The organism is Bacillus sp. FSL R5-0447, from assembly GCF_038606125.1.
Taxonomy (GTDB): domain Bacteria; phylum Bacillota; class Bacilli; order Bacillales; family Bacillaceae; genus Bacillus; species Bacillus velezensis.
In genome coordinates, this window is record NZ_CP152012.1 from 122,470 (window position 1) to 136,317 (window position 13,848).

9 protein-coding genes are annotated in these 13,848 nt (G+C 45.7%); all 9 read left to right on the forward strand.

From position 1 onward, the window contains the following. The first annotated feature begins 41 nt into the window (after nucleotides 1-41). Nucleotides 42-3,623 carry a DNA-directed RNA polymerase subunit beta gene (gene rpoB, locus NYE68_RS00685; protein ID WP_003156440.1) on the forward strand — a complete coding sequence of 1,194 codons (3,582 nt, stop codon included), beginning with the start codon at nucleotides 42-44 and terminating at the stop codon, nucleotides 3,621-3,623. A 62-nt stretch (nucleotides 3,624-3,685) separates the two neighbouring features. After that, nucleotides 3,686-7,285 carry a DNA-directed RNA polymerase subunit beta' gene (gene rpoC, locus NYE68_RS00690; protein ID WP_007410398.1) on the forward strand — a complete coding sequence of 1,200 codons (3,600 nt, stop codon included), beginning with the start codon at nucleotides 3,686-3,688 and terminating at the stop codon, nucleotides 7,283-7,285. Nucleotides 7,286-7,453: 168 nt separating this feature from the next. Continuing rightward, nucleotides 7,454-7,702: a 50S ribosomal protein L7ae-like protein gene (locus NYE68_RS00695; RefSeq protein WP_003156443.1), complete on the forward strand. Its 249-nt coding sequence runs from the start codon at nucleotides 7,454-7,456 to the stop codon at nucleotides 7,700-7,702. A gap of 115 nt (nucleotides 7,703-7,817) precedes the next feature. Then, complete coding sequence (gene rpsL / locus NYE68_RS00700; protein ID WP_003156445.1) at nucleotides 7,818-8,234, forward strand: 30S ribosomal protein S12; 417 nt, start codon at nucleotides 7,818-7,820, stop codon at nucleotides 8,232-8,234. Between the two features lie 39 nt (nucleotides 8,235-8,273). After that, entirely contained in the window at nucleotides 8,274-8,744 is a 471-nt protein-coding gene (rpsG, locus tag NYE68_RS00705) for a 30S ribosomal protein S7 (protein WP_003156447.1), read from the forward strand. Nucleotides 8,745-8,796: 52 nt separating this feature from the next. Continuing rightward, the gene (gene fusA, locus NYE68_RS00710; RefSeq protein WP_007410399.1) at nucleotides 8,797-10,875 is read left to right on the forward strand and encodes an elongation factor G; all 2,079 of its coding nucleotides are present in this window, start codon (nucleotides 8,797-8,799) and stop codon (nucleotides 10,873-10,875) included. A gap of 119 nt (nucleotides 10,876-10,994) precedes the next feature. Then, a complete protein-coding gene (gene tuf, locus NYE68_RS00715; protein WP_007410400.1) occupies nucleotides 10,995-12,185 on the forward strand; it encodes an elongation factor Tu in 1,191 nt (396 codons plus the stop codon). 103 nt (nucleotides 12,186-12,288) lie between these two features. After that, entirely contained in the window at nucleotides 12,289-13,254 is a 966-nt protein-coding gene (locus NYE68_RS00720) for an alpha/beta hydrolase (protein ID WP_015416676.1), read from the forward strand. 248 nt (nucleotides 13,255-13,502) lie between these two features. After that, on the forward strand, nucleotides 13,503-13,811 hold the full coding sequence (rpsJ, locus tag NYE68_RS00725; RefSeq protein ID WP_003156464.1) for a 30S ribosomal protein S10: 309 nt from the start codon (nucleotides 13,503-13,505) through the stop codon (nucleotides 13,809-13,811). Nucleotides 13,812-13,848: the final 37 nt, after the last annotated feature.

Genomic DNA, 13,848 nt, shown 5'->3' on the forward strand with positions numbered 1-13,848 from the left:
TTATTACACATATAATACGCATGATTTGAGGGGTGAATCAGTTGACAGGTCAACTAGTTCAGTATGGACGACACCGCCAGCGCAGAAGCTATGCTCGCATTAGCGAAGTGTTAGAATTACCAAATCTCATTGAAATTCAAACCTCTTCTTATCAGTGGTTTCTTGATGAGGGTCTTAGAGAGATGTTTCAAGACATATCACCAATTGAGGATTTCACTGGTAACCTCTCTCTAGAGTTCATTGACTACAGTTTAGGAGATCCTAAGTATCCCGTTGAAGAGTCAAAAGAACGTGATGTGACTTACTCAGCTCCGCTGAGAGTGAAGGTTCGTTTAATTAACAAAGAAACTGGAGAGGTAAAAGACCAGGATGTCTTCATGGGTGATTTCCCTATTATGACAGATACCGGTACTTTTATCATCAACGGTGCAGAACGTGTTATCGTATCTCAGCTTGTTCGGTCTCCAAGTGTATATTTCAGTGGTAAAGTAGACAAGAACGGTAAAAAAGGTTTTACCGCGACTGTCATTCCAAACCGTGGCGCATGGTTAGAATACGAAACTGATGCGAAAGATGTTGTGTATGTCCGCATTGATCGCACACGTAAGTTGCCGGTTACGGTTCTTTTGCGTGCTCTCGGCTTCGGTTCCGACCAAGAGATTCTCGATCTCATTGGTGAGAACGAATATCTCCGCAATACACTGGATAAGGACAACACTGAAAACAGTGACAAAGCGCTTCTTGAAATCTATGAGCGCCTTCGTCCCGGAGAGCCGCCTACAGTAGAAAACGCAAAAAGCTTGCTGGATTCCCGTTTCTTCGATCCGAAGCGATACGACCTTGCGAATGTAGGACGCTATAAAATTAATAAAAAGCTTCATATCAAGAACCGCCTGTTTAACCAGCGCCTTGCAGAAACACTGGTGGATCCGGAAACCGGTGAAATTCTCGCTGAAAAAGGGCAGATTCTTGACAGAAGAACACTTGATAAAGTACTGCCATACTTAGAAAATGGAATCGGCTTCAGAAAACTTTATCCTAACGGCGGCGTTGTCGAGGATGAAGTGATGCTTCAATCCATTAAAATCTATGCTCCTACCGATGCAGAAGGAGAGCAGACGATCAATGTGATCGGCAATGCTTACATCGAAGAGGCGATTAAAAACATTACGCCTGCTGATATTATTTCTTCTATCAGCTACTTCTTCAACCTCCTGCACGGAGTGGGTGACACTGATGATATCGACCATCTCGGAAACCGCCGTCTGCGTTCTGTAGGTGAGCTCCTGCAAAACCAATTCCGTATCGGTTTAAGCCGGATGGAACGTGTCGTTCGTGAAAGAATGTCTATTCAAGACACGAATACAATTACGCCGCAGCAGCTGATTAACATCAGACCTGTTATTGCGTCTATTAAAGAGTTCTTCGGAAGCTCACAGCTTTCTCAATTCATGGATCAGACGAACCCGCTTGCTGAATTGACGCACAAACGCCGTCTGTCAGCTCTCGGACCGGGCGGTTTGACACGTGAGCGCGCAGGTATGGAAGTACGTGACGTTCACTACTCTCACTATGGCCGTATGTGTCCGATTGAAACGCCTGAGGGCCCGAACATCGGTTTGATCAACTCATTGTCATCATTTGCGAAAGTAAACCGCTTTGGTTTCATTGAGACGCCATACCGCCGCGTTGATCCTGAAACAGGAAAAGTAACGCCTAGAATCGACTACCTGACTGCTGATGAAGAGGATAACTATGTCGTAGCCCAAGCGAATGCTAAGCTGAGCGATGACGGTTCTTTCTTGGATGACAGCATCGTAGCGCGTTTCAGAGGGGAAAACACCGTTGTAGCCCGCAACCGAGTGGATTACATGGACGTATCTCCTAAACAGGTTGTATCTGCTGCGACAGCATGTATTCCGTTCTTGGAAAACGATGACTCGAACCGCGCCCTCATGGGAGCGAACATGCAGCGTCAGGCTGTGCCTTTGATGCAGCCGGAAGCTCCGATCGTCGGAACGGGTATGGAATACGTATCCGGTAAAGACTCCGGTGCAGCCGTTATTTGTAAACACCCTGGTATCGTTGAACGGGTGGAAGCGAAAAACGTATGGGTGCGCCGCTATGAAGAAATTGACGGCCAAAAAGTAAAAGGCAACCTGGATAAGTACAGCTTGCTGAAATTTGTCCGCTCCAACCAAGGTACGTGCTACAACCAGCGTCCGATCGTCAGTGTCGGCGATGAAGTAGTCAAAGGAGAAATCCTTGCTGACGGACCTTCAATGGAGCTTGGTGAACTTGCTCTCGGCCGCAACGTAATGGTCGGCTTCATGACATGGGATGGTTACAACTATGAGGATGCCATCATCATGAGTGAACGCCTTGTGAAAGATGATGTATACACATCTATTCACATTGAAGAATATGAATCAGAAGCACGTGATACAAAGCTTGGGCCGGAAGAGATCACCCGCGATATTCCAAACGTAGGGGAAGACGCGCTTCGCAATCTTGATGACCGCGGAATTATCCGTATCGGTGCGGAAGTCAACGACGGAGACCTTCTCGTAGGTAAAGTAACGCCTAAAGGTGTAACTGAGCTTACGGCTGAAGAACGCCTTCTTCATGCGATCTTTGGAGAAAAAGCGCGTGAAGTCCGTGATACTTCTCTCCGTGTGCCTCACGGCGGCGGCGGAATTATCCACGACGTAAAAGTCTTCAACCGTGAAGACGGCGACGAACTTCCTCCGGGAGTGAACCAGCTTGTACGCGTATATATCGTTCAGAAACGTAAGATTTCTGAAGGTGATAAAATGGCCGGACGTCACGGAAACAAAGGGGTTATCTCGAAGATTCTTCCTGAAGAAGATATGCCTTACCTTCCTGACGGCACGCCGATCGATATCATGCTTAACCCGCTGGGTGTACCATCACGTATGAATATCGGTCAGGTATTAGAACTTCACATGGGTATGGCTGCCCGCTACCTCGGCATTCACATCGCGTCACCTGTATTTGACGGCGCGCGTGAAGAAGATGTGTGGGAAACACTTGAAGAAGCAGGCATGTCAAGAGACGCTAAAACAGTTCTTTATGACGGCCGTACGGGAGAACCGTTTGACAACCGTGTATCTGTCGGAATCATGTACATGATCAAACTGGCGCACATGGTTGATGATAAACTTCATGCCCGTTCTACAGGTCCTTACTCACTTGTTACGCAGCAGCCTCTCGGCGGTAAAGCCCAATTCGGCGGACAGCGTTTCGGTGAGATGGAGGTTTGGGCGCTTGAAGCTTACGGCGCAGCTTACACGCTTCAAGAAATCCTGACTGTGAAGTCCGATGACGTGGTCGGACGTGTGAAAACATATGAAGCCATCGTCAAAGGCGACAATGTTCCAGAGCCTGGTGTTCCGGAATCATTCAAAGTATTGATCAAAGAGCTTCAAAGCTTAGGTATGGACGTAAAAATCCTTTCAGGCGATGAAGAAGAAATAGAAATGAGAGATCTAGAAGACGAGGAAGATGCGAAACAAGCTGACGGCCTTGCATTATCAGGTGATGAAGCGCCGGAAGAAACAGCATCTCCAGACGTTGAACGTGACGCAGTAACGAAAGAATAGTCTCTGATTGATAAAGGCAAGTGACATCGGTTAATCCGAAGATAAAAAGGGAGGTAGGCCCCTTGCTAGATGTGAACAATTTTGAGTATATGAACATCGGTCTTGCTTCACCGGATAAAATCCGTTCATGGTCTTTTGGTGAAGTGAAAAAGCCTGAAACGATAAACTATCGTACGTTGAAACCTGAAAAGGACGGCCTGTTCTGCGAACGCATTTTCGGACCGACTAAGGACTGGGAATGTCATTGCGGCAAGTACAAGCGGGTTCGTTATAAAGGCGTAGTTTGTGACCGTTGCGGAGTTGAAGTAACGCGGGCTAAAGTCCGTCGTGAGAGAATGGGGCATATTGAACTGGCTGCCCCGGTTTCTCACATTTGGTATTTCAAAGGTATTCCGAGCCGTATGGGTCTTGTATTGGATATGTCACCGCGTGCGCTGGAAGAAGTTATTTACTTTGCTTCTTACGTCGTAACTGACCCGGCCAATACACCGCTCGAAAAGAAACAGCTTTTATCTGAAAAGGAATACCGTGCGTATCTGGATAAGTACGGAAACAAATTCCAAGCCTCTATGGGTGCGGAAGCCATTAATAAACTTCTGCAGGACATCGACCTTGTCAAAGAAGTTGATATGTTAAAAGAAGAGCTGAAGACTTCTCAAGGACAGCGCCGTACACGTGCGATCAAACGCCTTGAAGTGCTTGAAGCCTTCCGTAATTCAGGAAACAAGCCGTCTTGGATGATCCTCGACGTGCTTCCGGTTATTCCGCCTGAATTAAGACCGATGGTTCAGCTTGACGGCGGACGTTTCGCAACGTCTGATCTGAACGACCTTTACCGTCGTGTCATCAACCGTAATAACCGTTTAAAACGTCTGTTAGACCTCGGCGCGCCAAGCATCATCGTTCAGAACGAAAAACGTATGCTTCAGGAAGCAGTCGATGCTCTGATTGACAACGGACGCCGCGGCCGTCCGGTTACCGGACCGGGTAACCGTCCGCTTAAATCTCTTTCTCACATGCTGAAAGGGAAACAAGGGCGTTTCCGTCAGAACCTTCTCGGTAAACGTGTAGACTACTCAGGCCGTTCCGTTATCGTCGTAGGTCCGCATCTGAAAATGTATCAGTGCGGTTTGCCGAAGGAAATGGCGCTTGAGCTCTTCAAGCCTTTCGTCATGAAAGAGCTTGTTGAAAAAGGCCTTGCTCACAATATCAAGAGCGCAAAACGCAAAATCGAACGCGTGCAGCCTGAAGTATGGGATGTACTTGAATCTGTCATTAAGGAGCATCCGGTCTTACTGAACCGTGCCCCTACTCTTCACAGATTAGGTATCCAGGCTTTCGAACCGACGCTTGTTGAAGGACGCGCCATCCGTCTTCACCCGTTAGTATGTACAGCTTATAACGCTGACTTTGACGGTGACCAAATGGCGGTTCACGTACCTTTATCAGCTGAGGCTCAAGCTGAGGCGCGCATTCTGATGCTTGCGGCCCAAAACATCTTGAACCCTAAAGATGGTAAACCGGTTGTTACGCCGTCTCAGGATATGGTATTAGGAAACTACTACCTGACGCTTGAGCGCGCCGGAGCAGTCGGCGAGGGTATGGTTTTCAAAAATACGGACGAAGCGCTTCTTGCTTATCAAAACGGTTATGTTCACCTTCATACGAGAGTTGCTGTTGCAGCGAACTCCCTTAAGAATGTGACATTTACTGAAGAACAGCGTTCAAAATTGTTAATTACAACTGTCGGTAAGCTCGTCTTCAATGAAATTCTTCCGGAATCATTCCCTTACATGAATGAACCAACGAAGAGCAACATTGAAGAGAAGACACCTGACCGTTTCTTCTTAGATAAAGGTGCTGACGTAAAAGCTGTGATTGCTGAGCAGCCGATCAACGCACCGTTTAAAAAAGGTATTCTCGGTAAAATCATCGCGGAAATCTTTAAACGATTCCATATCACGGAAACGTCTAAAATGCTTGACCGCATGAAAAACCTCGGTTTCAGATATTCAACGAAAGCCGGCATCACAGTAGGGGTTTCTGATATCGTCGTTCTCGATGACAAACAGGAAATCCTTGAAGAAGCACAAAGCAAAGTTGATAATGTCCTGAAACAGTTCAGACGCGGTTTAATCACCGAAGAAGAACGTTATGAAAGAGTCATTTCAATTTGGAGTTCAGCGAAAGATGTTATCCAAGGCAAACTGATGAAATCATTAGACGAAGTCAACCCGATCTACATGATGAGTGACTCAGGAGCCCGTGGTAACGCATCTAACTTTACACAGCTTGCGGGTATGCGCGGTCTGATGGCCAACCCGGCTGGACGAATCATTGAATTGCCGATTAAATCAAGTTTCCGTGAAGGCCTGACAGTTTTGGAGTACTTTATCTCCACTCACGGTGCGCGTAAAGGTCTTGCCGATACCGCCCTGAAAACAGCTGACTCAGGTTACCTTACACGCCGTCTTGTTGATGTTGCGCAGGATGTTATCATTCGTGAAACAGATTGCGGAACAGACCGCGGTATTCTTGCAAAACCGCTCAAAGAAGGCACGGAAATCATCGAGCGTCTGGAAGAGCGTCTGATCGGACGTTTCGCCAGAAAACAGATCAAACATCCTGAAACGGGTGCTGTGCTCATTAACGAAAATGAATTGATCGATGAAGATAAAGCGCTGGAAATCGTTGAAGCCGGAATCGAAGAAGTGTGGATCCGTTCTGCGTTCACATGTAACACTCCTCATGGTGTATGTAAACGATGCTACGGACGTAACCTTGCAACCGGAACTGATGTTGAAGTCGGCGAAGCAGTAGGTATTATCGCCGCTCAATCTATCGGTGAGCCTGGAACACAGTTAACAATGCGTACGTTCCACACAGGCGGGGTTGCCGGAGACGATATCACACAAGGTCTTCCGCGTATCCAAGAGCTTTTCGAAGCGCGTAATCCGAAAGGTCAAGCGACGATTTCTGAGATTGACGGTACAATTGCCGAAATCAATGAAGTCCGCGACAAACAGCAGGAGATTGTTGTTCAGGGCGCTGTTGAGACACGTTCATACACGGCACCTTACAACTCACGCCTGAAAGTGGCTGAGGGTGATCAGATTACCCGCGGCCAAGTGCTGACAGAAGGTTCTATCGATCCGAAAGAACTTCTTAAAGTCACTGACCTGACAACGGTTCAGGAATATCTTCTGCATGAGGTTCAGAAGGTTTACCGTATGCAGGGGGTTGAAATCGGCGATAAACACGTAGAAGTAATGGTTCGCCAGATGCTTCGCAAAGTCCGTGTGATCGATGCCGGAGATACTGATGTTCTCCCTGGCACATTGCTAGATATTCACCAATTCACAGAAGCGAACAAAAAAGTGCTGCTTGAAGGCAATCGACCTGCTACAGGCCGTCCTGTCCTTCTCGGTATCACAAAAGCTTCACTCGAGACGGATTCATTCTTGTCTGCCGCATCATTCCAAGAGACAACACGCGTTCTTACAGATGCTGCGATTAAAGGCAAGCGCGATGAACTTCTCGGCCTGAAAGAGAATGTTATCATCGGTAAGCTGGTTCCGGCCGGTACCGGTATGATGAATTACAGAAAAGTAAAACCTGTTTCAAACGTTCAGCCTTCGGAAGATATGGTTCCGGCTGAATAATAGAAACTGCTGCAGGAAAGGCTGTTTCGACAGCTTTTCCTCAGTATTACAATTATTCTGGCGGTGGACTGCACTAAAAAATGTCATACGTTGTTGACATCCGCCCCGCAGAGTGATAATATAACCAAGGTGCTCGAAATAAAACCTGTTACTTTGGAGGATATGTTTATGTCTTATGATAAAGTATCACAGGCCAAATCAATTATTATTGGTACGAAGCAAACAGTGAAAGCTCTAAAACGAGGTTCAGTGAAGGAAGTCGTCGTGGCAAAAGACGCGGATTCAGTTCTTACAGCTGGCGTTATCCAGCTTGCAAAGAACCAAAATACCGCTGTCTGTATGGTGGATTCCATGAAAAAGCTCGGCAAAGCCTGCGGAATTGAAGTGGGAGCAGCAGCTGTTGCCATTATGTTATAGCGTACTTTTTGTTTTTATATAAGATATCAATCTTGTGTAAAGACATTGTTTTTTGCCTAATGATGAACCACCTGGGTATGTGGGTTATAAAACGTAATGAAGGGAGGAACACAACATGCCTACAATTAATCAGCTAATTCGCAAGGGACGCGTGAGCAAAGTTGAAAACTCTAAGTCACCTGCACTAAACAAAGGATACAACAGCTTTAAAAAAGAGCACACTAACGTATCTTCTCCACAAAAACGCGGGGTATGTACTCGTGTGGGTACAATGACACCGAAAAAACCGAACTCAGCACTTCGTAAATATGCTCGTGTTCGTTTGACTAACGGAATCGAGGTTACTGCCTACATTCCTGGTATCGGTCACAACCTGCAAGAGCACAGCGTTGTACTGATCCGCGGCGGACGTGTAAAAGACTTACCGGGGGTACGCTACCACATCGTTCGTGGCGCACTTGATACTGCCGGAGTTGAAAACCGTGCGCAAGGCCGTTCTAAATACGGTACGAAACGTCCTAAAGCAAAGTAATCAAATAAATCATTAAAACTATGAAGGGAGGATATTCAGATGCCACGTAAAGGTCCTGTAGCAAAAAGAGATGTTTTACCTGATCCGCTTTACAACTCTAAGCTGGTATCCCGCCTGATCAACAAAATGATGATCGACGGTAAAAAAGGTAAATCTCAAACAATCCTATACAAGTCATTCGATATCATTAAAGAACGCACTGGCAATGATGCAATGGAGGTTTTCGAACAAGCATTGAAAAACATCATGCCTGTACTTGAAGTAAAAGCACGCCGTGTAGGTGGAGCTAACTACCAAGTGCCTGTAGAAGTTCGTCCTGAACGCCGTACAACTCTTGGTCTTCGCTGGTTGGTTAACTATGCGCGTCTTCGCGGAGAAAAAACAATGGAAGAGCGCCTGGCTAACGAAATTCTTGATGCAGCTAACAACACTGGTGCTGCCGTTAAGAAACGTGAAGACACTCACAAGATGGCAGAAGCGAACAAAGCATTTGCTCACTACCGCTGGTAGGATTCATATAATCAAAATAATAATTCCCTAATAAGGAAGGAGAAATTACCCAATGGCAAGAGAGTTCTCCTTAGAAAAAACTCGTAATATCGGGATCATGGCTCACATCGATGCCGGTAAAACGACTACTACAGAACGGATCTTGTTCTACACAGGCCGTATCCACAAAATTGGCGAAACTCACGAAGGTGCTTCGCAAATGGACTGGATGGAGCAGGAACAAGAACGCGGTATCACAATCACTTCTGCAGCAACGACTGCACAGTGGAAAGGTTACCGTGTAAACATCATCGATACACCGGGACACGTAGACTTCACAGTTGAAGTTGAACGTTCACTCCGTGTACTTGATGGTGCGGTTGCCGTACTTGATGCTCAATCAGGTGTTGAGCCTCAGACAGAAACAGTATGGCGCCAAGCAACAACTTACGGAGTACCGCGCGTTGTATTTGTCAACAAAATGGACAAAATCGGCGCAGACTTCCTTTACTCTGTAGGCACTTTAAGAGACCGTCTTCAAGCTAACGCTCACGCAATTCAATTGCCGATCGGCGCTGAAGACAACTTCGAAGGTATCATTGACTTAGTAGAAAACGTTGCGTATTTCTACGAAGATGACCTTGGAACTCGTTCAGATGCGAAAGAAATCCCTGAAGAGTACAAAGAGCAAGCTGAAGAGCTTCGCAGCAGCCTGATTGAAGCTGTAGCTGAGCTTGATGAAGAGCTTATGGAAAAGTACCTTGAAGGTGAAGAAATCACTATCCCTGAACTGAAAGCTGCTATCCGTAAAGGTACACTGAATGTTGAATTCTACCCTGTACTTGTTGGATCTGCTTTCAAAAACAAAGGTGTTCAGCTTGTACTTGATGCTGTTCTTGACTACCTTCCTGCGCCAACTGATGTTGCTGCAATCAAAGGTGTACGTCCTGACACAGATGAAGAGATCGTTCGTCATTCTTCTGATGAAGAGCCATTCTCTGCACTTGCATTTAAAGTTATGACTGACCCTTATGTTGGTAAGCTGACATTCTTCCGCGTATATTCCGGTACACTTGATTCCGGTTCATATGTAAAGAACTCTACAAAAGGCAAGCGTGAGCGCGTAGGACGTATCCTTCAAATGCACGCAAACAGCCGTGAAGAGATCTCTACTGTTTACGCTGGAGACATCGCAGCTGCTGTAGGTCTAAAAGATACTTCTACTGGAGATACTCTATGTGATGAGAAGGATCTTGTAATCCTTGAATCAATGGAATTCCCAGAGCCTGTTATCGACGTAGCGATTGAGCCTAAATCAAAAGCTGACCAAGATAAAATGGGTATCGCTTTAGCGAAACTTGCTGAAGAAGATCCTACATTCCGTACACAAACAAACCCTGAAACGGGTCAAACAATCATCTCTGGTATGGGTGAGCTTCACCTTGATATCATTGTTGATCGTATGAAGCGTGAGTTCAAAGTTGAAGCTAACGTTGGTGCTCCTCAAGTTGCGTACCGTGAGACATTCCGTACCGGTGCAAAAGTTGAAGGTAAATTCGTACGTCAATCAGGCGGACGCGGTCAGTTCGGTCACGTTTGGATCGAGTTTGAACCGAACGAAGAAGGCGCTGGCTTTGAATTCGAAAACGCAATCGTCGGTGGTGTTGTTCCTCGTGAATACATCCCAGCCGTACAAGCAGGTCTTGAAGACTCTCTTGAAAATGGTGTCCTAGCCGGATTCCCGCTAATCGACATCAAGGCGAAACTTTTTGATGGATCTTACCATGATGTTGACTCAAACGAAATGGCGTTTAAAGTCGCTGCTTCTATGGCATTGAAAAATGCAGTCAGCAAATGTAACCCAGTTCTTCTTGAACCAATCATGAAAGTTGAAGTTGTTATTCCTGAAGAATACATGGGAGACATCATGGGTGATGTTACTTCTCGTCGCGGACGCGTAGAAGGTATGGAAGCTCGCGGTAACGCTCAAGTTGTGCGTGCGATGGTACCTCTTGCTGAAATGTTCGGTTACGCTACTGCCCTTCGTTCTAACACGCAAGGACGCGGTACGTTCACAATGTTCATGGATCACTATGAAGAAGTGCCGAAGAGCATCGCTGAAGAAATTATCAAAAAAAATAAAGGCGAATAATTGATTTTGCCACTTAACTCAAGTATAACTACTATTGTAAGATGAGGAAGTGAGAGCTTGCTTTCACTTTCTATCACTCTATACATTACTAATTAAAAGCTCTTAAGGAGGATTTTAGAATGGCTAAAGAAAAATTCGACCGTTCCAAATCACATGCCAATATCGGTACAATTGGACACGTTGACCATGGTAAAACAACATTAACTGCTGCTATCTCAACAGTACTTCATAAGAAATCTGGTAAAGGTACAGCTATGGCGTACGATCAAATTGATGGTGCTCCAGAAGAACGTGAGCGCGGTATCACAATCTCTACTGCACACGTTGAGTACGAAACTGACACTCGTCACTATGCACACGTTGACTGCCCAGGACACGCTGACTATGTTAAAAACATGATCACTGGTGCTGCGCAAATGGACGGAGCTATCCTTGTAGTATCTGCTGCTGATGGCCCAATGCCACAAACTCGTGAGCACATCCTTCTTTCTAAAAACGTTGGTGTACCATACATCGTAGTATTCCTTAACAAATGCGACATGGTAGACGACGAAGAGCTTCTTGAGCTTGTTGAAATGGAAGTTCGCGATCTTCTTAGCGAATACGACTTCCCTGGTGATGATGTACCAGTTGTTAAAGGTTCTGCTCTTAAAGCTCTTGAAGGTGACGCTGAGTACGAAGAAAAAATTCTTGAACTTATGGCTGCAGTTGACGAGTACATCCCAACTCCAGAACGCGACACTGACAAACCATTCATGATGCCGGTTGAGGACGTATTCTCAATCACTGGTCGTGGTACAGTTGCTACTGGCCGTGTAGAACGCGGACAAGTTAAAGTCGGTGACGAAGTTGAAATCATCGGTCTTCAAGAAGAAAACAGCAAAACAACTGTTACAGGTGTTGAAATGTTCCGTAAGCTTCTTGACTACGCTGAAGCTGGAGACAACATCGGTGCGCTTCTTCGCGGTGTAGCTCGTGAAGACATCCAACGTGGACAAGTACTTGCTAAACCAGGTACAATCACTCCACACAGCAAATTCAAAGCTGAAGTTTACGTTCTTTCTAAAGAAGAGGGTGGACGTCATACTCCATTCTTCTCTAACTACCGTCCTCAGTTCTACTTCCGTACAACTGACGTAACTGGTATCATCAATCTTCCAGAAGGCGTAGAAATGGTTATGCCTGGAGATAACACTGAAATGATCGTTGAACTTATCTCTACAATCGCTATCGAAGAAGGAACTCGTTTCTCTATTCGTGAAGGCGGACGTACAGTTGGTTCAGGCGTTGTTTCTACAATCACTGAGTAATCGACTCGTTCATTAATGCGGGGTCCCTTATGGGGCCTCGTTTTTTTGTTTCCCCGCTGATTCCATGTATAATAGAACGTATACAAATTTTAGGAGCAGAGCGATGAACGATAACTTCAAGAAAACCAATCGTATTTCAATGCTTCAGCAATTGCTGATTAATGGCAGTGAACAAACCATTATGATTAATGGTGATGACAGGAGTAATCCGCTGCTTTTGTTTTTGCACGGCGGTCCCGGCACGCCTCAAATCGGCTATGCGAGAAAATACCAGAATAAGCTGGAAAAGCATTTCACCGTTGTGAACTGGGATCAGAGAGGGGCGGGTCTCTCTTATTCAAAGGAAATTCCGGCTTCATCTATGACCTTGGATCAGCTGACAGCCGATACCATTCATTTGACCGAACGCTTATGCAAGCAATTCAGCAGGCAAAAAATATATATCGCCGGTTATTCGTGGGGTTCAGTTCTGGCGCTTCATGTTCTTCAAGAGAGACCTGATTTGTATTATGCGTATATCGGTATCAGTCAGGTGGTTAATATTCAAAAGGAAGAAACGGAAGCTTACCGGCTGATGATGGAATGGAGCAGGCGACGCAAACATTTCCTGCTGGAAAAGACGCTTAGCTTTATCGGAGCGCCTCCATGGGAGAAACAGCTGCAGCGAACGTTGTTTCTGCTTTGTATCGAGATGAGGGGAGGGGGCTTTACCCATCATCCGATCGGTGCTCTTAAAGCAGGGGGGCGAATGCTGTTTGGTGAACCGTACGGTGTGAGAGGGAGTTTCTTAGCCGCGCGGGGACAAATGTTCAGCCTGAAACACCTGTGGGAGGATCTCATTTTCTTTAATGCCGGGGAATCAGTTTCTTCTATTATAATACCGTGCTGTTTTATGTCAGGGAGATACGATTTGACGGTCCCGGGGACGACGTCTTATGAATATTATCAGAAGGTTGATGCGCCGTATAAAGAATGGCATTGGTTTGAGAACTCAGCCCATTCGCCTCACTTGGAGGAACCGGATCGCTTTGCCGAAGTTGTCAGCCGGTTCGCATCGTTCCATCTTTGAAAGAAAACAGGCATATCCTTGATTAATCATGATATCACCTGTATAATAATCAAAGTGTGAAAACCACAAGGTTCTTTAAATAAACCTTGCAACATACGTCTATTTTCTGTATAATAGTGTATGTTGGTCTTTGACTGCGATGAAGTGAGAGGTTGCTGACACACCCGGCCGCTTTGCCATGGCAAGGTGATCAGGTTTTTCTCACGGAGAACTGTCTAACGTGATGTAGGCGAAAAGGAGGGAAAATAATGGCAAAACAAAAAATTCGTATTCGTTTAAAAGCATATGATCATAGAATCCTTGATCAATCTGCAGAGAAGATTGTTGAAACGGCAAAACGTTCTGGTGCCAGCGTATCTGGTCCGATTCCGTTGCCAACTGAAAAATCAGTTTACACAATCCTTCGTGCGGTGCACAAATACAAAGATTCTCGTGAGCAATTTGAAATGCGTACACATAAACGTTTAATCGACATTGTGAACCCAACACCACAAACTGTTGATGCTCTCATGCGATTAGACTTACCATCTGGTGTCGATATCGAAATCAAACTTTAATTCTAAAATATAGAATGATCTTAATAGGAGGTGTGAC

What these genes read in the sequence shown, in the direction of transcription:
- fusA (WP_007410399.1), top strand. Translation starts at nt 8,797, where the DNA reads ATGGCAAGAGAGTTCTCCTTAGAAAAAACTCGTAATATCGGGATCATG.
- rpsL (WP_003156445.1), top strand. Translation starts at nt 7,818, where the DNA reads ATGCCTACAATTAATCAGCTAATTCGCAAGGGACGCGTGAGCAAAGTT.
- rpsJ (WP_003156464.1), top strand. Translation starts at nt 13,503, where the DNA reads ATGGCAAAACAAAAAATTCGTATTCGTTTAAAAGCATATGATCATAGA.
- tuf (WP_007410400.1), top strand. Translation starts at nt 10,995, where the DNA reads ATGGCTAAAGAAAAATTCGACCGTTCCAAATCACATGCCAATATCGGT.
- rpsG (WP_003156447.1), top strand. Translation starts at nt 8,274, where the DNA reads ATGCCACGTAAAGGTCCTGTAGCAAAAAGAGATGTTTTACCTGATCCG.
- NYE68_RS00695 (WP_003156443.1), top strand. Translation starts at nt 7,454, where the DNA reads ATGTCTTATGATAAAGTATCACAGGCCAAATCAATTATTATTGGTACG.
- NYE68_RS00720 (WP_015416676.1), top strand. Translation starts at nt 12,289, where the DNA reads ATGAACGATAACTTCAAGAAAACCAATCGTATTTCAATGCTTCAGCAA.